We start from the raw sequence: 18,762 nt of genomic DNA, 5'->3' as shown, positions 1-18,762 counted from the left end.
CTAAAGAAAAAACCGCACGCCAGAGCGGCAGTGCGGTTTTTCCATGACAGCGAGCAACGATTACAAACTATTACGCCTGGTGGCTAGTAACGTAGTCGATTGCTGCTTGTACAGTAGTGATCTTTTCAGCTTCTTCGTCAGGAATCTCAGTCTCGAATTCCTCTTCCAGAGCCATCACAAGCTCAACGGTGTCAAGGGAGTCGGCACCCAGGTCTTCAACGAAGGAAGCGGCATTGGTCACTTCTTCTTCTTTAACGCCCAGTTGCTCGGCAACGATTTTCTTGACGCGCTCTTCGATGGTGCTCATACCTTGTTTTCACTCCTAATGGACAAATTCAGGCAGCTGGCCAGTGGGCAAGTGTATCGAAAGCCTTTTCGGTTTTTCAACTGAAAGCTTTGCACTCACCCCGCAACAACCGGCCACCTATAAAAAGATTGCAGCTTTATAACGGATTTTAGACAGCTCGTATGACATTTTTTTGAAGCAATCCGTCACATTTAACTCATGTACATCCCGCCGTTGACCGGAATTGTAGCCCCGGTCACGTAGGCTGCACCGTCGGATGCCAGGAAAGCGACCACGTTTGCGATCTCTTGAGCCTGGCCCAGACGGCCCAGCGGAATCTGCGTCTGCAAGGCTTCGCGCTGTGCTTCTGGCAGCTCACGGGTCATATCGGTGTCGATAAAACCTGGAGCGACCGAGTTGACAGTGATCGAGCGAGAGCCCACTTCACGTGCCAGAGCACGACCGAAACCTTCAAGGCCTGCCTTGGCGGCGGCGTAGTTTACTTGGCCAGCGTTGCCCATGGCACCCACAACAGAGCCAATATTGATAATTCGTCCCCAACGGGCCTTGGTCATGCCGCGCAAAACACCTTTGGACAGGCGATACAGACTGTTCAGGTTGGTGTCGATGACATCATGCCATTCGTCATCTTTCATGCGCATCATCAGGTTATCACGGGTGATACCGGCATTATTGACCAGGATCGCCGGCGCGCCGAACTGCTCCTGAATGCTCGCCAGTACCGCAGCAACCGATTCATTGCTGGTCACGTTGAGTTCCATGCCAGTGCCCTGAACACCGTTTTCTTTCAGGGTGGCAGCGATGCGCTCGGCACCGGAAGCGGAAGTCGCCGTACCAATGACAATGGCGCCCTGACGACCCAACTCCAACGCGATTGCCTGGCCAATGCCACGGCTTGCGCCTGTTACCAGTGCAACTTTACCTTGCAAGCTCATGCAGGCTTCTCCTGATTCAGACCAGAGCCAAGCGCGCAGCGGCGAAGGCATCCGGGGTATTCAAATTGTGAGTGGTAACGCCTTCGGCACAGCGCTTGCTGATGCCCACCAGGACCTTGCCCGGCCCGCATTCGACCAGGTCAACCGGGCCATCGGCCGCCAGGGCCTGAACCGATTCAACCCAGCGCACAGGCTTGTACAGCTGCTCAAGCAAATCGCGCTTGAGGGTTGGCAAATCGGCTGCCACCGCGGCGCTGACATTCTGCACCAGGGCAATGGCCGGCATTTTCCAGTCGATCGCTTCAATGGACTCGGCAAAACGCTCGGCAGCTGGACGCATCAGTTCGCAGTGCGACGGTACGCTTACCGGCAACGGCAAGGCACGCTTGGCGCCCTTGGCCTTGCACAGTTCCATGGCGCGCTCGACAGCGGCCTTGGCCCCGGCAATCACGACCTGACCCGGCGAGTTGAAGTTGACCGCGCTGACCACTTCGCCTTGCGCAGCTTCAGCACAGGCAGCCAGTACATCGGCATCTTCCAGACCCAGGATCGCCGCCATGGCGCCCTGCCCGGCCGGTACGGCCTCTTGCATCAACTGACCACGACGCTCGACCAGCTTGACCGCCTCGGCCAGGGTCAGGCATTCGGCGGCCACCAGCGCGCTGTACTCGCCCAAGCTGTGGCCGGCAACGAAGTCAGGACGCTTGCCACCTTCAGCCAGCCACAGACGCCAAAGGGCAATCGAGGCCGCAAGGATGGCAGGCTGGGTGATATCAGTCTGGTTCAGCTTCTCGGCAGGACCTTCCTGGGTCAGCGCCCACAGGTCGTAACCCAGGGCGTCAGACGCTTCTTTAAATGTTTCCAGGACCAGCGGATGTGCCGCGCCCAGCTCGGCCAACATGCCGAGGGACTGCGAACCCTGCCCTGGAAAGACGAATGCGAGGGATGTAGACATGTAACAAGCCCCTAATGATCTTGTCGTCGGAGAATTGACGTCCTGCCGTGGCGGACGCAAGAAACTGACAGTTGGATGGCTGATTGGACCGGGCGGTCACATTTAAGCGCCCGACCGCTAAAACGCCTACGGCAACAACCCTTCAAGGCGCCCATACAAACGCTTTGGCAGGTCTTCATGGATTTCAATCAGCGCACGTTCAATTGCACTTTGAAAGCCCTGAGCACCTGCCGAACCGTGACTCTTGACCACAATGCCCTGCAAGCCGAGAAAGCTCGCACCATTATGCCGCGCCGGCGCCAGATCCGCCTGCAAGCGCCGCATCAACGGCAATGCCAGCACGCCCACGAAGCGACTGAACAGGTTGCGCCTGAACACCGCCTCAAGCCGGCTCGAAATCATCGTTGCCAGGCCTTCGCTGGACTTGAGCATGATGTTGCCGACAAACCCGTCACACACCACCACATCAGCTTCGCCCCGATACACCCCATCGCCTTCGACAAAACCGATGTAGTGCAACCCCGGCGCCGCCTGCAACAATGCCGCCGCCTCCTTGACCTGCTGATTGCCCTTGACGTCCTCGGTACCGATATTGAGCAAGGCGACCCGCGGACGAGGCACACCAAGCGCCTGCGCCGCCACCGAGCCCATCACCGCAAACTGGAACAACTGACTGGCCGTGCAATCGACATTCGCCCCCAGATCCAGCAACTGACAGTAGCCGGTCTGGGTCGGAACTGCCGCCACCATCGCTGGACGGTCGATGCCCGGCAAGGTCTTGAGCACATGCCGGGACAAGGCCATCAGCGCCCCCGTGTTACCGGAACTGACACAAGCTTGCACCTTGCCATCACGGAGCAACTCCAGAGCAACGCGCATGGACGAGTCCGGCTTGCTGCGCAGGGCATGGGAAGGCCGCTCATTCATGGCAATGACTTCTGAAGCCGGGACAATAGACAGGCGCGAGCGATCCACAGCCGAATGGCCAGCGATCAGGGATTCAAGTAGGGAAGGTTGACCAACGAGGGTCAGATGCAGCGAGGGAGTAGCAGACAGGCAGGCAATACAGGCCTGAACAATGCTGCGGGGACCGAAGTCCCCGCCCATTGCGTCGATCGCGATGACCTGAGCGGACAAGTGATTACTCGTCAGCGCCCTTGTCGATCACTTTACGACCACGGTATACGCCTTCTGGCGATACGTGGTGACGCAGGTGAATTTCACCGGTGGTTTTTTCTACAGACAGAGTGCTAGCCGAAAGAGCATCGTGCGAACGACGCATGTCACGGGCAGAGCGGGATTTTTTGTTCTGCTGAACAGCCATAATTGATTAACTCCTAAACGTTTGGGTCACGCTTTAACTGCGCCAATACACTGAACGGGTTGGACCGCGTTACCTCGTCCTCGCCTGGTTCGGGCTCATCGAGACCCGCCGGCTGCTGGCATTCTTCCGGATGATGAGCAGGCACAATGGGCAAGGCGAGCAAAAGCTCCTCCTCGATCAGTGCATGCAGATCCAATGGATCTTCGCCCAGTTCCAGCACGTCATAACCTTTCGGTAACGACTGGGTATTCGCACCCTCTTTCACCACGGCGTAACTGCATTCGCTGTGGATCGGCAGGGTGACCAGCTCAAGACAACGCTGGCAAACCATCTTGACCTCGACGTCGATGGAGCTGTGTATTACCACAGATCTACGTTCGTCGCGCTCAAAAACAAATTTAGCCTGGACCGTACCGACATCGTCGGAAAGCGGATCGCAGAGTCTCTCCAAATCAGCCAGCAACACTTCACCTTGAAGGGTAGTGCCACGATCAGCCAATTTGCGCGGGTCAACGTGAGGTGGAATCGGGTCATTCAACATAGGCGCAGCATTCTAGGGAGGACCCCTTCACGTGTCAAAGGAAATTGTGTCTGTGCGACATTGCGTACGAGCATTAGAATCGTCAACTGCCTACAGGAGTCGCGCATGCTACCTTTATTACTCGCTTCAAGCTCGGTTTATCGCCGCGATTTATTGTCTCGCCTGCGTCTGCCCTTCACGTGCAGCTCGCCGGATATCGACGAAGGCCATCATCAAGGCGAGACCGCCATCGAACTGGTCAAGCGCCTGTCACTGGAAAAAGCCCGCGCGCTGGCTGCCAGCCATCCGAATCATCTGATTATCGGCTCGGACCAGGTTGCCGTACTCGACGGACGGATCATCGGCAAACCCCACACTTACGAAAAAGCGCACCAGCAATTGACCACGGCAAGCGGTGCCAGCGTCAGCTTCCTGACCGGCCTGACCCTGCTCAACAGCCAGACCGGCCATTATCAGACCGATTGCGTGCCGTTTACCGTACACATGCGCAGCCTGAGCGCAGAGCAGATCGAGCGTTATCTGCGCGCCGAGCAGCCCTACGACTGCGCAGGCAGCTTTAAAGCCGAAGGGCTTGGCGTGAGCCTGTTTCAGCGCACCGAAGGCGATGACGCCACCAGCCTGGTCGGCCTGCCACTGATCCGACTGGTGGACATGCTGCTTGCCGAGGGCGTACACCTGCCATGAATAAGCCGGACACTCTGTAGATACTCTGTTGCAGGTCAAGCCCTATTGTGGGAGCGAGCCTGCTCGCGAACGACCTTCGCGAGCAGGCTCGCTCCCACAGTTGCAGTGTTCCTGCAGCTGCCGAGGAACGAAGACAGCGTTCGGCGGCGAAGCCGTCGTAAACCCGATGATCGCAATTCGACGACGCACCGCGCCAGCTGATTTCACGACGGCTTCGCCGCCGAACGCAGCCTCGCTCCTTCGGCAGCTGCTACGCGACATAGAGCCTCTAAACTTTTTGCCAGCCATAAAAAAACCGGCCCTCTTTCAGGCCGGCTTGTTTGAAGCACTCAACAATCAGCGCAGCGTCGGCCCCTGAAAGCCCATCCACATGGCCAATTGCTCAGCCACGCTGGCACCGAGCTTTTTCGAGAAGCGGTCGAAAGCCGATTCCTGCACCGTGAAGTCCACCAGCTCCTTGGCGCCGATCACGTCACGGGCAACCGAACTGGTATTGCCCAGCCCGTCAATCAACCCCAGCGGCAGCGCCTGCTGCCCCGTCCAGACCAGGCCCGAGAACAGCTCCGGGTGCTCCTTGTCTTTCAGGCGATCGCCACGCCCCTGCTTGACGCTGTCAATGAACTGCTGGTGCGTCACATTCAACACACCCTGCCAGAACTTGGTCTCATCCGGCTTTTCCGGCTCAAACGGATCCAGGAACGCCTTGTGGTCGCCCGACGTGTAAGCACGACGCTGAATACCCAGCTTGTCCATCGCACCGACGAAACCGAAGCCTGCCGCCGTCACGCCAATCGACCCGACGAGACTGGCCTTGTCGGCGTAGATCTCATCAGCAGCACTGGCAATGTAATAAGCCCCGGATGCCCCCAGATCGGAAATCACCGCATACACCTTGGTATCGGGATGCAGCCCACGCAGGCGACGGATTTCATCGTAGACATAACCCGACTGCACAGGACTGCCGCCCGGGCTGTTGATGCGCAGCACCACCCCCTTGACCCGCGGATCGTCAAACGCAGCCTGCAGGCTGGTGACCAGATTGTCGGCACTGGCCGGCTCCTTATCGGCAATCGGACCACGCACATCGATCAGCGCGGTGTAGCTGGAACCGCCGACAGCGCTGCGCTCCATACTCACCAACGGGGTAAACAGCAACAACACCGCAATCAGGTAGCAGAACATCAACACCTTGAAGAAAATGCCCCAGCGCCGCGAGCGGCGCTGCTCCTGAATGCCCGCCAACAGGGTTTTTTCCAGCAACTGCCAGCTTTTGTCACCACCGACAGTGTTTTCAGCCGCAGAGGGCGCCTTCCATTGATCGACCATGCACTACCCCAGCAAAGATCTTAATTAGCCTGGCGATCAAGCCAGGCACGCAACTCGGGAAAACTGTCAATTGCCAACCGGGGCTCGAACGTCAGCAAGCGCTCCATCGATTGAGCACCATAGCCTACCGCAACCGAGTCGATACCCGCATTGCGCGCCATCAGCAAATCAAAGGACGCATCACCCACCATCAACGCCTGCTGCGGACACACATCGCAATGAGCCAGGATCTGATTGAGCATCAACGGATCAGGCTTGCTGGCGGTCTCGTCTGCAGCACGGGTGATATCGAAGAAATCCTCCCAGCCGTGGGCCTTGAGCACACGATCAAGGCCACGACGGGCCTTGCCCGTGGCCACCGCCAGACGATAGCCCTGGGCACGGAATGCTTCCAGCGATTCCCGGACTCCCGCAAACAACGGCGAAGGCTCGGCATCCATGGCGATATAAATATCGGCATAGTGCTGGCGGAAGGCAATCACCTGCTCCGGGGGCATGTCGGGGTAAAGGGTCAGGATCGCCTCAGGCAACCCCAGACCGATAATCCCCTTGACCGCCTGCGCATCACGTACCGGACGCCCCGCACGTTGCGCCGCACCCTGCATCGCCGTGACAATCCGACCAATGGAATCAGCCAGCGTGCCATCCCAGTCAAAAATGAGCAGCTTGTACTCAGTAAGGGGCACTCAGACGCTCCACGGTTTTGGCCCACATTTCATCGACCGGGGCCTGGAATTTCATTTCAGTCCCATCGGGCATCGGCACGGTCAGCATGTAGGCATGCAGAAACAGGCGCTTGCCGCCCAGGTCGCGGATTTCCTTGGAGAACCCCTCATCACCGTACTTGCTGTCGCCGGCAATGCAATGCCCGGCATGCAGGGTATGCACACGGATCTGGTGAGTACGCCCGGTAATCGGTCGCGCTTCGACCATGGTTGCAAAATCACCAAAGCGGCGCAGCACCTTGAACACAGTGACCGACTCTTTGCCTTCGTCTTCGTTGACTTCAACCATGCGCTCACCCGAACGCAAGTTGCTCTTCATCAGCGGCGCACGCACCTGCTTGATGGACGCCGCCCAGTTGCCACGCACCAGAGCCATATAACGCTTGTCGATACCGTCGCCGCGCAGGGCCTCGTGCAAATGACGCAACATGCTGCGCTTTTTGGCGATCATCAGCAGGCCGGACGTGTCACGGTCCAGGCGATGCACCAGCTCCAGCTCCTTGACGTCCGGGCGCATCTGACGAAAGGCTTCAATCACGCCAAAGGTCAGGCCGCTGCCGCCGTGCACGGCGATGCCTGCTGGCTTGTTCAATATAATCAGGGCCTTGTCTTCATAGACAATGGCCGCTTCAAGGCGCAGCAACAAACCCTGGGCCACAGGCACCGGCTCGTCGCGCTCAGGCACGCGAACCGGCGGCACGCGCACGATATCGCCGGCCTGCAGCTTGTACTCGGGCTTGATCCGGCCCTTGTTCACACGCACTTCGCCTTTACGCAAAATGCGGTAAATCAAGGTCTTGGGAACACCCTTGAGCCGAGCAAGAAGGAAGTTGTCGATGCGTTGGCCGGCATATTCCGGCGAGACCTCAAGCAGCTGGACGCTGGGGGTCGGGGGGGTAGTCGTCGTCATGCCGTGAATGATAACAATTTTTTATGGAATTGAAGCACTTAATCATTGCTGCTATAGTCGCGAACGCCGCCAAAAGCGGCCTGGACAGAGGATTAACGGTGAACAACCGGCCCTGACCAACGCTCTTGATCAGGACGCGAGGCCGTCCTACGGGGCTTTTGCTGGATACGCAAGACCTGGAGTTGTAACAAGCGCAGGTGACATGAGGCCTGAAGCGAGCCTGGAAAGCAGAGTGCAAACTCGCCTTTTACGCCGATATTCACGGCCAGTTCACAAAGTGCAGTCAGCCTCGGGAATTTCGAGCGAATGCTTCGGAAACAACGCCTTTATTAGCCATGATGCGTGAACTCCCCTTTGGAGAACACGGTAAATGCCAACCCGCTGCGGATTCTGCGCGCGGCAGCACCCGAATTATCAGGGATACGTGTAGGGTGGAGATGCACAACCGCCGGACTGTGTAGCAATAGGCTTTATCAAGACGCTTCATCTCGTCCACAGCCGCCGGTTGATTCCTCCTCCTGACCAGACTTTTGCTTAAGAGGTGCATTAGCACCACAGCAAGCAGGAAGCGTAAGTCGCGACTTCGCCCCCAAGGGTCGAACCTCGCTGTACACAGGAGTGGCCAACAACTCCTGACGCACCTGACACCGACCATGAGAAGTCGTGTGTGCCGAACGCCGTTTCCGGTAGCCCGGAAACCGACGGTACAACATGAAAAGAATGCTGATTAACGCAACTCAACCTGAAGAGTTGCGCGTTGCACTGGTAGATGGCCAACGCCTCTACGACCTGGACATCGAGTCGGGTGCTCGCGAGCAGAAGAAAGCCAACATCTATAAAGGCCGTATTACTCGCATCGAACCAAGCCTTGAGGCTGCCTTTGTCGATTTCGGCTCCGAGCGCCACGGCTTCCTGCCCCTCAAAGAAATCTCCCGCGAGTACTTCAAGAAAGCCCCTGAAGGCCGCGTCAACATCAAGGACGTCCTGAGCGAAGGCCAGGAAGTCATCGTGCAGGTCGAAAAAGAAGAGCGCGGCAACAAGGGCGCAGCCCTGACCACGTTTATCAGCCTCGCCGGCCGCTACCTGGTCCTGATGCCGAACAACCCGCGTGCAGGCGGTATCTCCCGCCGCATCGAAGGTGAAGAGCGCAACGAACTGCGTGAAGCGCTGAACGGCCTGATCGCTCCTGCCGACATGGGCCTGATCGTTCGCACTGCCGGCCTTGGCCGCAGCAGTGAAGAAATGCAGTGGGACCTCGATTACCTGCTGCAACTGTGGACCGCCATCAAAGAAGCCTCGCTGGATCGCGCCGCACCCTTCCTGATCTACCAGGAAAGCAACGTGATCATCCGCGCCATCCGCGACTACCTGCGCCAGGACATCGGCGAAGTCCTGATCGACAGCGTTGAAGCCCAGGACGAAGCCCTGACCTTTATCCGCCAGGTGATGCCGCAGTACGCCAGCAAAATCAAACTCTACGAAGACAGCGTTCCGCTGTTCAACCGTTTCCAGATCGAAAGCCAGATCGAGACCGCTTTCCAGCGCGTCGTTGAACTGCCTTCCGGCGGCTCCATCGTTATCGACCCGACCGAAGCCCTGGTGTCCATCGACATCAACTCGGCCCGCGCCACCAAAGGCAGCGATATCGAAGAAACCGCACTGCAAACCAACCTTGAAGCGGCGGAAGAAATCGCCCGTCAGTTGCGCCTGCGCGACATCGGCGGCCTGATCGTCATCGACTTCATCGACATGACCCCGGCCAAAAACCAGCGCGCAGTGGAAGAAAAAGTCCGCGAATGCCTGGAAGCCGACCGCGCCCGCGTACAAGTGGGTCGTATCTCGCGCTTCGGCCTGCTGGAAATGTCCCGTCAGCGTCTGCGCCCATCCCTGGGTGAAAGCAGCGGCATCGTTTGCCCGCGCTGCAACGGCACCGGCATCATCCGTGATGTTGAATCGCTGTCGCTGGCGATCCTGCGCCTGATCGAAGAAGAAGCCCTGAAGGACCGCACTGCCGAAGTCCGCGCCCAGGTGCCAATCCCGGTTGCAGCGTTCCTGCTCAACGAAAAACGCAACTCGATCACCAAGATCGAACTGCGTACCCGTGCCCGCATCGTCATTCTGCCGAACGACCACCTCGAAACGCCGCACTTCGAAGTTCAGCGTCTGCGTGATGACAGCCCGGAAGCCCACACCAACCAGTCCAGCTATGAAATCGCTGCCGCTGCCGCTGAAGTGGAAGAAGTTCAACCGGCTGCTGCCACCCGCACCCTGGTTCGCCAGGAAGCCGCCGTTAAAACAGCACCGCCACGCACCTCGGCACCGGTTCCGACCGAAGCCGCTGCTGCTGCCGCACCTGCTCCTGCACCGGCGGCCACCATCGCCGAGCCAAGCCTGTTCAAGGGCCTGGTCAAGTCGCTGGTAAGCCTGTTTGCCTCCAAGGAAGAGCCTGCAGCACCGACCGTAGTCGAGAAGCCGGCAACCCCTGAGCGCCCTGCACGCAACGAAGAACGTCGCAACGGTCGCCAGCAGAGCCGTAACCGCAACGGTCGTCGTGACGAAGAACGTAAACCGCGCGAAGAGCGTGCTCCACGTGAAGAGCGTGCCGCTCGCGAACCACGCGAAGAGCGCAGCCCTCGCGAAGAAACTCCGGTTGTGGCTCAAACTCCTCGCGAAGAGCGCGCACCGCGCCCACCGCGCGAAGAACGTGCGCCGCGTGCACCACGTGAAGACCGCAAGCCGCGTGGCGAACGCGAAGAGCGCGTACGTGAACTGCGCGAGCCTCTGGATGCAGCACCAGCCGTAGCCGCTGTGGCCGCTACCACTGCTGTAGCTGAAGAGCGCCCAGCCCGTCAGCCGCGTGAAGAGCGCCAGCCGCGCGCACCTCGCGAAGAACGTGCGCCACGCGAAGAGCAGGTTGTAGCTGCCGCTGAAGACGAAGAAGTGCTGAACGGTGAAGAGCAGTCCCAGGACGAGACCCAGGACAACGCCGAAGGCGATCGTCCACGTCGTCGCTCCCGTGGCCAGCGTCGTCGCAGCAACCGCCGCGAGCGTCAGCGTGACGCCAACGGCAACGTGATTGAAGGCTCGGAAGAGAACAGCGAAGAAGGCAACAGCCAGAACGCTCCTGCAACCACCTCTGAAACAGCCGTCGTGGCCGTGACTGAAACCGTTGCCAGCCAGGTCGTCAGCGCTCCTGCTGAAGCCCAGGCGCACCAGCAGGCAGAACGCGCAACAGAAGTGGCCCAGGAATCGGCCCCGGTTGAAACCGTGGCCGTCGTTGAAGCTGACAAGGAAATTGTGGCTGTCGAAACACCTGCGGCCCAGGCCCCAGCTGTTGAAACCGCTGGCGAAGCAGCAACCAAAGTAGAAGCAGTCGCTGCCCAGGCACCGACCACTGAAACGCCTGTTGTTGAAACTCCAGTAGTAGAAGCACCGGTAGTAGAAGCGCCAACAGTAGAAGCAGTGACGCCGATCGAAGCCGTCAAGGCGCCTGAAGTTGAAGTTGCACCAGCTCAAGAAGCACAGCCTGAAGTCCAGGCCGTTGCCCAGCCGGTTGCAGCGACTCCAGAGCCAGTGGTTGAAGCCGTGTTGGAAGCACCAGCGGTCGAAACTCCGGTTATCGAAAAAGCACCGCATGCCCGCGAAGCCCGCGTTGTGCGCGCGCCAGTAGCAGAGCCTGCCGTTACTGAAGCCGTAGCAGAGCCTGTTGCCGCACCTGAAGTGGTAACCGTTGAAGCCGCGGTCGAAACGATAGTAGCCGTAGAGCCGGCCCCCGTTGAGACTGTTGTGACAACTGAAGTGGTTGAGGTAGTGGTTGCAGCAACTCCGGTTGTCAGCGCCCCAAGCAACGGTCGCGCACCTAACGACCCGCGTGAAGTACGTCGCCGCAAGCGTGAAGAGGCAGCTGCTGCAGCGGCCGCTCAGGCAACTGCGCATGAAGGCGTAGCCCAGGAAAAGGCACACGAGGATAAACCCCTCGCCTAATTCCAAAGGCCATTAAAAAGCCCCGCCAGTTCTGAACTGGCGGGGCTTTTTTTATGCCTGCGAATTAAATCAAAAAGGCCAGAACGAGCGACGACCTTTCTCCAGCTCACCGCGACATTGGCCAAGCTGTGCACCATAGGTTTTGGACTGCTGCTCGACTTTACGCGCCACCTGCATCAACCAGGGTTTGGCGCGATAGGTATTGCGACTGTAACCCCCCCTGCCCTCGTGATACGCCAGGTACTGGTTATAGGTATCCCACTTGGAGATCCCCAATTGCCGCTGGGTACCCGCGGTGTACCAACCGATAAACATGATGGCGTCAGCGAAATTGTCGCGCGACCCGGAACTGCCCATGCTGTTTTCAAAGTCACGCCATGCCGGAGGCTGAGCCTGTGCATAGCCGTAGGACGGGCTGACCCGACCCCACGGGATGACCCACAAAAGGTAAGCACGAGGCGGAAGCGCATCGGCAACGAAGCTGCTTTCCTGCTTCATGATTGCCATCGAAACATGCACAGGCGTGCCCCAGCGCTCCTGCATCGCTACCGAGTCCTTGTACCAGGCCGGATATTGCCTATAGATACTGCACAGGTTGTTTTGATCTTTGGGCGGAGCAGTGACACAACCGGTCAACGTCACCAGTGCCAACGCCAGCACCCCTGCCGGTATGTGCTTCATTGATAGTCCAGACCGCTAATACAGGTTGGGCTCCATCTCCAGCTGCACCGCAAAGCGCTGCTCGATATCTGCCTGAATACGCTGCGCAAGGGCCAGCAACTGCAAACCGGTAGCCGACCCATAGTTGACCAGCACCAACGACTGCAGGCGATGCACTCCGGCATCCGCCTCACGAAAGCCCTTCCAGCCTGCAGTTTCGATCAGCCAGCCCGCCGCCAGCTTTACCTGGCCATCGGCTTGTGGGTAACCAATCAGGCCGGGGTGGGCCAATTTCAATTCCGCCGCCAGGCTTGCCGATACCAGCGGATTCTTGAAGAAGCTGCCGGCATTGCCCAACACCGCAGGGTCAGGCAGTTTTTCGCTGCGGATACTGCAGATAGCCCGACTTACATCACAGGCCGTCGGCTGCTCAATGCCCTGCTCGGCCAGGCGCTGACGCACAGGGCCGTACTCCAGATGCAGATGCATGGCCCTGCTCAGGGCAAAGCGCACACGCAAAATCAACCAGCGCCCGGCCTGCTGCTTGAACAGACTGTCACGATAGGCAAAGTTGCATTCGGCCAGACTGAACTCACGCAACTCGCCGGTTTGTCGGTCGAGCGCTGTAAGGCCTGCGAATACATCCTTGATCTCGACCCCATAGGCGCCGATATTCTGCATCGGCGCGGCACCCACGGTGCCAGGGATCAGGCTGAGGTTTTCCAGGCCCGACAAGCCCTGCTCAAGGGTCCACAGCACGAAGGCATGCCAGACCTCCCCCGCTTCAGCCTCCACCACTACCCGCTCGCCATCATCTTCCAGCAAGCGGATACCGCGACTGGCCATGCGCAAAACCAGCGCTGGCACATCGCCGGTCAACAGCAGGTTGCTGCCGCCGCCAATCACCAGCAACGGCAACTTGTGCTCAGCCGCACACAGCAAGGCCTGGCGCACATCATCATCGTTGTGCGCCTGGGCAAACAGGCTGGCCTTCACATCAACACCAAAGCTATTGAAGGGCTTGAGCGACGCATTGACCTGCATGTCCAAACTCATGACTCCAGCAAACGCCGAACGCGCTCAAGATCTTCCACGGTATCTACCCCGGCAGGCGGAGCTTCAAGCACATCGGCCACGTGAATACGCACACCATGCCACAGCGCCCGCAGTTGCTCGAGGCGCTCGGTGTTTTCGAGCCAGCAAGGCCCCCAGCTGACGAAGTCATGCAGGAAGCCCGCTCGATAGGCGTAGATGCCGATATGTCGACGGTAAGGCACGCCTGCTGGCAGTGCGTCCGGGTGCAGTGCAAAGTCATCCCGCGCCCAGGGCAACGTGGCCCGGCTGAAGGTCAGCGCCAGCCCGTTGATATCACTGACCACCTTGACCACATTGGGATTGAACAGCGTCTCGACATCATCAATAGGCTCGGCCAGGGTCGCCATGCTCGCCTCGCCATGGGCCGCCAGGTTGAGCGCAACCTGATCGATCACCTGTGGCGGGATCATCGGCTCATCGCCCTGCACGTTAACCACAATGGCATCGCTGGCCAGACCCAGTTGCGTAGCCACTTCGGCCAGGCGATCAGTGCCGGATTCATGGTCGGCACGGGTCAGCAGCACCTCGGCGCCGAACGCCTTGCAGGCCTCGACAATACGCATATCGTCAGTGGCAACGACCACACGTTGCGCGCTGCTTTTACAGGCCTGCTCCCAGACATGCTGGACCATCGGCTTGCCGGCGATCATTTGCAGCGGCTTGCCCGGTAAACGGGTCGAGGCATAGCGCGACGGGATAACGACGGTAAAAACCGGGATCATTTATCCAGACGCTCTTCGGCAGTGAGGGTGCGGGCTTCGGTTTCGAGCATTACCGGAATGCCATCACGGATCGGGTAAGCCAGGCCTGCGCCCTTGCTGATCAGCTCGGTCTTGTCGGCACTGAGCTTGAGCGGGCCTTTGCAAACAGGGCAGGCGAGGATATCGAGCAGCTTGGTGTCCATAAATGTTCCCCTTGAGATGAGTTAGGGTAAAAGACGATCAGGTAAAAGACGCAGCAATTGTTGGTCAAACCACAACACAAAGGCCTCGGAAGGCACTGCATCAACAGCCAGATACCACCAGTCGGATGACGCGAAGTCACGGCACTTCACCGCGTCCTTTTCGGTCATGACCACGGGTAATGATGGCGAGAAATTCAATATTTCGGCGCTATAAGGCGCGTGATCAGCAAACGCATGAGCAATTGGCCGCCAGTGTAGCGTTTCAAGGGTGGTGAAGAAACGCTGCGGGTTGCCGATACCGGCGACCGCATGCAGAGCCTGCTGCGCAGGAAAAAAGTCCAGTGCCTTGCGCTCCCCACTCACCAGATTCACCAGTGCGGTGGGTTGCAACGCAAAGGCAAAACCGCCCTGCGGGTCGCTGGCAGCGCCGTTATAGAGCACCGCGTCAACGCTCTGCAGGCGCTCGACCGGTTCGCGCAGCGGCCCGGCAGGCAGGCAACGGCCATTACCCAGGCCTCTGGCATTGTCGATCAACACCAGCTCCAGATCCCGCGCCATACGGTAGTGCTGCAACCCGTCATCCGACAGGATCAGGTCCAGCGGCTCGCTGGCCAGTAGCCCCTTGATCGCCCGACTGCGGTCGGGATCGATCATCAGGGGCACACCAGTGCGCTGCACGACCAGCAAGGGTTCATCCCCCGCCTGCACGGCACTTTGCTCGGCGCGTACACGCCACGGCAGTTGCGGCGGGGTCGCGCCATAGCCGCGACTGACCACGCCAACGCGCAGTCCCTGGCGCTGACAGTGCTCTATCAGCCACAGGATTAATGGCGTTTTGCCGGTGCCGCCGACCGTGATGTTCCCCACCACGATCAACGGCACCGGCGGGCGATAGATCTCGCCCTCACCGGCGACAAAACGTGCCCGCTTGCGCTCAACCACCCGTCGGTAGAGGCATTCGAGTGGTCGCAACAGGATCAGCAGCGGATGCCCGGCATACCAGGCACGCAGTAAACGATCGGACATGGCCATCAGGGAGTCGTCTGCGCCTCAACCGTGGTCATGCGCAAATGGCTAAAGCCGAGCTTGCCGGCCGCGTCCATCGCGGTGATGACCGCCTGATGTTGCGTTTTGCCATCGGCGCTGATCGACAGCGGCAAACGGGTATCGCCACCGGACTCTTTCTGCAGGGCCTCCATCAGGCTGGCCAGATCATTCTTGGGCAACAACTGGTTATTCACCGAGAAAACCCCGTCTGCGCTGATGGCGATATCCAGTTGCTTGCCATTCTGCTCATCGCTGGGTGAACCGCTGACAGCCTCCGGCAGATCGACGCGCAACTGGGTTTCGCGGGTGAAGGTGGTGGTCACGACAAAAAACAGCAACAGGATAAACACCACGTCAATCAATGACGCGAGGTTGATATCAACTGTTTCCCGTGGCTTGCGGCGAAATTTCACGCTTTACTCCCGACCATATCGACTTCACGGTCGCCCTGAACCACTTCAACCAGCTTGATTGCCTCCTGCTCCATGCCAACCACCAGGTCGTCAATACGACGCTGCAGGAAACGATGGAAGAATACGGCCGGGATACCCACCATCAGGCCTGCGGCCGTGGTGATCAGCGCCTTGGAAATACCACCCGCCAGCACCGCAGCATTGGAGGTCATTCCCGAGCCCATGAACGAGCTGAAAATATCGATCATGCCCAGCACCGTACCCAGCAGCCCCAGCAAGGGCGCCATTGCGGCAATGGTGCCCAGGGTATTGAGGTAGCGCTCAAGCTCATGAATAACGCGCGCGGCGGCCTCTTCAATGCACTCTTTCATGATTTCGCGACCATGACGGGAGTTGGCCAGGCCCGCGGCAAGAATCTCACCCAGAGGCGAATCGGCACGCAATTGCTTGAGTTTTTCCTTGTCCATTTGCTTGTCTTTGATCCAGACCCAGACCTGACCGAGCAGATGCTCCGGGGTCACGCGACTGGCACGCAGGGTCCACAGACGCTCGACAATAATGCCCAGCGCGGCAACAGAGCTCAGAATGATCGGCAACATCATCCAGCCGCCGGATTTGACCAGTTCCCACACAGTGACAATCCCCTCGAAAAAGTGTGCCACTCTACCACAGGGGCAGCGTCAATCGCGCCAGAACCGGCGTTGGTCGCGCATGCTTTCAGCCTTGCCCGACGCCCCCAGGCGAAACTTCACCGCACCCTGCTCGGCGCTGTCCAGTACCTGCACCCCCAGCGCCAGATACCGGGCCATCACCTGTGGATGGGGATGACCGAAGCTATTGCCATGCCCCCGGGAGATCAGCACGATTTCAGGCGCCAGGGCCTTGAGAAACACCATCGACGACGAGGTCTTGCTGCCGTGATGAGGAGCCTGCAACCAGCGGGTAGGCACGCCCAGCGGGCTTTGCAGCAAGGCACGCTCGGCCCTGGCATCGATATCCCCGGTCAGCAGCAACCGCTCATCACCGGCCTGCACCTGCAACACGCAGGACTTTTGATTACTGTCGCTGGCCCCCGCCCACTGCCAGAGTGAAAAACTCACACCATCCCATTCCCAAGTTTCCCCACTGACACAGGGTTGCGCCCGCAACGGCTCCGCCAGCCCCGGCACATCGCCGCTAATCACCCGTTTCACGCTGACGCCCCGCTGCACCGCCAGCGCCCCACCGGCATGATCCGAATCGGCGTGACTGAGCAGCATCAAATCCAGCTCGGCCACCCCCAATGAACGCAAAACCGGCACCACCACCCGCTCGCCCTGATCCAGATTCCCTGACTTGGGGCCTGCGTCGTACAACAGAGTGTGATTGCGGGTACGCAAGGCAATCGCCAGACCCTGACCAACATCCAGCTGCAGCACCTCGACCTGACCACGGGGGATCTGTTCACGGGGCGCAAACAGCGCCAGCAGCACCAGCGGCCAACCCAGCGGCCGCAAGACCATCCCCGCAGGCAACAACAGGATCAGCACTCCGGCCGCACTCAACAGCCAAATGTAAATCGGCACGGATACGGGCAACCACGGCGTAAACACATCGGCCAGCAGGCTCAAACCCTGGACCAACCCATCGATCAGGCCACCTGACAGCCACAGCAGGTTTTCCCCCAGCCAGGGCACAGACAACAGCAAGGTCCCCAGCAAAGCTGTTGGCAGCACTGCCAGGCTGATCCAGGGGACGGCTATCAGATTGGCCAGCGGCCCGGTCAGGCTGATGGGCAGATCGAGTATCCACAGCATCGGGAACAAGCCCAGGGCGATCAGGCCGTGAGGGCGCAACCACATGGCCCGCCACCCCCACGCCCCCAAGCGGCCACTGAAGGTAAAGAGAAGCACCGCCACGGCGCTGAATGACAACCAGAACCCAGCCCGTAAACTCGCCAGCGGCTCGACGATCAGCACGGCATTGAGCGCCAGCAAAAAAGGCAGCCACACGCCCAGTTGCCGAAACCACAAACGCCATGCCAGCACCAGTCCGAGCATCATGCACGCGCGCTGCACCGGCACTTCAAAGCCCGCCAGCACGCCGTAACCCGTGGCGCCAATAAACGCCAGGGCACAAGCCCAGGGTAGCCACGGCAAACGACGTGGCCACAGCCCATAACGCGCCAGCAAGGCGATAAATCCATAGATCAAACCGGCAAACAGGCCAATATGCTGGCCCGAGATCACCAGCAGATGCACCGTGCCGGTCGCTTGCAACAACGTCCAGTCATCGCGACTCAGACCCGATCCATCACCCAGTACCAGCGCCGCCAACCACGAAGCCCGGCCCTGGGCATCAATGCGCAGCAGACGCTGACGCAAGCCGTCACGCCAGGCGTGACTGGCAGCCTCCTGTAAATGCCCCTGCTTGACCGTACCGGTCGCACCGATGCGCTGCGCCAGTAACCAGGCCTCAAAATCAAACCCCTGAGGATTGAGCAAGCCTTTGGGTTTCTTGAGTTTGACCGCCAGCCGCCAGCGCTCGCCGCTGTTTACCGCAGGGCCGCCATACCAGCTCAGCCTGATAGTCGCGGGCAAAGCACCGTGGCGCGACTTTGCCCCCTGCAATTCAAAGCGGACGGATGTTCCAGACTGCTGCGGCAAGCCGATCACACGCCCCTCGACCCAGAGCGTACGCCCGTCGAATGAGTCAGCCAGACGGTTATCCAGTGCCCTTTGCCCCTGAAAGCAGGCCCAGCACAGCGCAAGCACATAAAGCCCCACCGGCCAGCCCCTGCAGGCCAATAGCAACCCCCCCGCCGTCACCATCAGCAGCAACCACCCGGCAGACGGTAAACCAGGTAAAAACCGCAGCGTGATCAGGCCCGCTGCCAGCGCAAACATCCCTGTGTACATGCCTATACTCAACTTATCCCTTTGACTCGGATTAGCTGGAATCCCGGGGCCGCGC

Annotated in this window: 19 protein-coding genes; 2 read left to right on the top strand and 17 right to left on the bottom strand. The window is 59.5% G+C overall.

From position 1 onward, the window contains the following. Nucleotides 1-70 precede the first annotated feature (70 nt). From acpP to V6L81_RS09865, 6 genes are all read right to left on the bottom strand, one after another. Nucleotides 71-307, bottom strand: a complete 237-nt coding sequence (gene acpP, locus V6L81_RS09890; protein WP_016779952.1) for an acyl carrier protein — start codon at nt 305-307, stop codon at nt 71-73. Between the two features lie 191 nt (nt 308-498). After that, nucleotides 499-1,242 carry a 3-oxoacyl-ACP reductase FabG gene (fabG, locus tag V6L81_RS09885; protein ID WP_016779951.1) on the bottom strand — a complete coding sequence of 248 codons (744 nt, stop codon included), beginning with the start codon at nt 1,240-1,242 and terminating at the stop codon, nt 499-501. A 16-nt stretch (nt 1,243-1,258) separates the two neighbouring features. Then, nucleotides 1,259-2,197, bottom strand: coding sequence for an ACP S-malonyltransferase (gene fabD, locus V6L81_RS09880; protein WP_095019641.1), 939 nt, complete (start codon nt 2,195-2,197; stop codon nt 1,259-1,261). 126 nt (nt 2,198-2,323) lie between these two features. Then, nucleotides 2,324-3,334, bottom strand: a complete 1,011-nt coding sequence (plsX, locus tag V6L81_RS09875; protein WP_095003155.1) for a phosphate acyltransferase PlsX — start codon at nt 3,332-3,334, stop codon at nt 2,324-2,326. Between the two features lie 4 nt (nt 3,335-3,338). After that, the gene (gene rpmF, locus V6L81_RS09870; protein WP_003442519.1) at nt 3,339-3,521 is read right to left on the bottom strand and encodes a 50S ribosomal protein L32; all 183 of its coding nucleotides are present in this window, start codon (nt 3,519-3,521) and stop codon (nt 3,339-3,341) included. 13 nt (nt 3,522-3,534) lie between these two features. Beyond that, nucleotides 3,535-4,062 carry a YceD family protein gene (locus V6L81_RS09865; RefSeq protein WP_016779948.1) on the bottom strand — a complete coding sequence of 176 codons (528 nt, stop codon included), beginning with the start codon at nt 4,060-4,062 and terminating at the stop codon, nt 3,535-3,537. A 105-nt stretch (nt 4,063-4,167) separates the two neighbouring features. Here V6L81_RS09865 and V6L81_RS09860 point away from each other — a divergent pair, with 105 nt between their 5' ends. Beyond that, the gene (locus tag V6L81_RS09860) at nt 4,168-4,746 is read left to right on the top strand and encodes a nucleoside triphosphate pyrophosphatase (RefSeq protein WP_095003153.1); all 579 of its coding nucleotides are present in this window, start codon (nt 4,168-4,170) and stop codon (nt 4,744-4,746) included. Between the two features lie 336 nt (nt 4,747-5,082). On the opposite strand, the gene V6L81_RS09855 is transcribed toward V6L81_RS09860, so the two are convergent. From V6L81_RS09855 to rluC, 3 genes are read right to left on the bottom strand one after another with little or no spacing between them, the layout of a single operon-like run. Continuing rightward, nucleotides 5,083-6,072, bottom strand: coding sequence for a S49 family peptidase (locus V6L81_RS09855; RefSeq protein ID WP_095003152.1), 990 nt, complete (start codon nt 6,070-6,072; stop codon nt 5,083-5,085). A gap of 20 nt (nt 6,073-6,092) precedes the next feature. After that, nucleotides 6,093-6,758, bottom strand: coding sequence for an HAD-IA family hydrolase (locus V6L81_RS09850; RefSeq protein WP_095003151.1), 666 nt, complete (start codon nt 6,756-6,758; stop codon nt 6,093-6,095). Further along, nucleotides 6,745-7,707: a 23S rRNA pseudouridine(955/2504/2580) synthase RluC gene (gene rluC, locus V6L81_RS09845; protein ID WP_095003150.1), complete on the bottom strand. Its 963-nt coding sequence runs from the start codon at nt 7,705-7,707 to the stop codon at nt 6,745-6,747. The genes V6L81_RS09850 and rluC overlap by 14 nt, the downstream gene beginning before the upstream one ends. Nucleotides 7,708-8,427: 720 nt before the next feature. Here rluC and rne point away from each other — a divergent pair. Continuing rightward, nucleotides 8,428-11,691 (top strand): ribonuclease E, encoded by a 3,264-nt coding sequence (gene rne / locus V6L81_RS09840; protein WP_338660642.1) that lies wholly within the window; start codon nt 8,428-8,430, stop codon nt 11,689-11,691. A 69-nt stretch (nt 11,692-11,760) separates the two neighbouring features. On the opposite strand, the gene V6L81_RS09835 is transcribed toward rne, so the two are convergent. From V6L81_RS09835 to V6L81_RS09800, 8 genes are read right to left on the bottom strand one after another with little or no spacing between them, the layout of a single operon-like run. Next, nucleotides 11,761-12,372: a hypothetical protein gene (locus tag V6L81_RS09835; RefSeq protein WP_338660641.1), complete on the bottom strand. Its 612-nt coding sequence runs from the start codon at nt 12,370-12,372 to the stop codon at nt 11,761-11,763. A 15-nt stretch (nt 12,373-12,387) separates the two neighbouring features. Further along, a complete protein-coding gene (gene murB, locus V6L81_RS09830; RefSeq protein WP_095003148.1) occupies nt 12,388-13,407 on the bottom strand; it encodes a UDP-N-acetylmuramate dehydrogenase in 1,020 nt (339 codons plus the stop codon). Then, nucleotides 13,404-14,168, bottom strand: a complete 765-nt coding sequence (kdsB, locus tag V6L81_RS09825) for a 3-deoxy-manno-octulosonate cytidylyltransferase (RefSeq protein ID WP_095019638.1) — start codon at nt 14,166-14,168, stop codon at nt 13,404-13,406. Before kdsB ends, murB begins: the two co-directional genes overlap by 4 nt. After that, a complete protein-coding gene (locus tag V6L81_RS09820; protein ID WP_086796064.1) occupies nt 14,165-14,350 on the bottom strand; it encodes a Trm112 family protein in 186 nt (61 codons plus the stop codon). The genes kdsB and V6L81_RS09820 overlap by 4 nt, the downstream gene beginning before the upstream one ends. 21 nt (nt 14,351-14,371) lie before the next feature. Beyond that, entirely contained in the window at nt 14,372-15,382 is a 1,011-nt protein-coding gene (lpxK, locus tag V6L81_RS09815) for a tetraacyldisaccharide 4'-kinase (protein WP_338660640.1), read from the bottom strand. After that, entirely contained in the window at nt 15,382-15,810 is a 429-nt protein-coding gene (locus V6L81_RS09810; RefSeq protein ID WP_095003145.1) for a biopolymer transporter ExbD, read from the bottom strand. Before V6L81_RS09810 ends, lpxK begins: the two co-directional genes overlap by 1 nt. Continuing rightward, nucleotides 15,807-16,442 carry a MotA/TolQ/ExbB proton channel family protein gene (locus V6L81_RS09805; RefSeq protein ID WP_338660684.1) on the bottom strand — a complete coding sequence of 212 codons (636 nt, stop codon included), beginning with the start codon at nt 16,440-16,442 and terminating at the stop codon, nt 15,807-15,809. The genes V6L81_RS09810 and V6L81_RS09805 overlap by 4 nt, the downstream gene beginning before the upstream one ends. Before the next feature lie 48 nt (nt 16,443-16,490). Further along, on the bottom strand, nt 16,491-18,707 hold the full coding sequence (locus V6L81_RS09800) for a DNA internalization-related competence protein ComEC/Rec2 (protein WP_178084406.1): 2,217 nt from the start codon (nt 18,705-18,707) through the stop codon (nt 16,491-16,493). Between the last annotated feature and the right edge of the window lie 55 nt (nt 18,708-18,762).

The sequence above is a fragment of the Pseudomonas bubulae genome (assembly GCF_037023725.1).
In the GTDB taxonomy this organism is placed as follows: Bacteria; Pseudomonadota; Gammaproteobacteria; order Pseudomonadales; family Pseudomonadaceae; genus Aquipseudomonas; species Aquipseudomonas bubulae.
The sequence above is the reverse complement of the archived record's forward strand: the minus strand, read 5'-3'. Positions and strand labels throughout refer to the sequence as shown.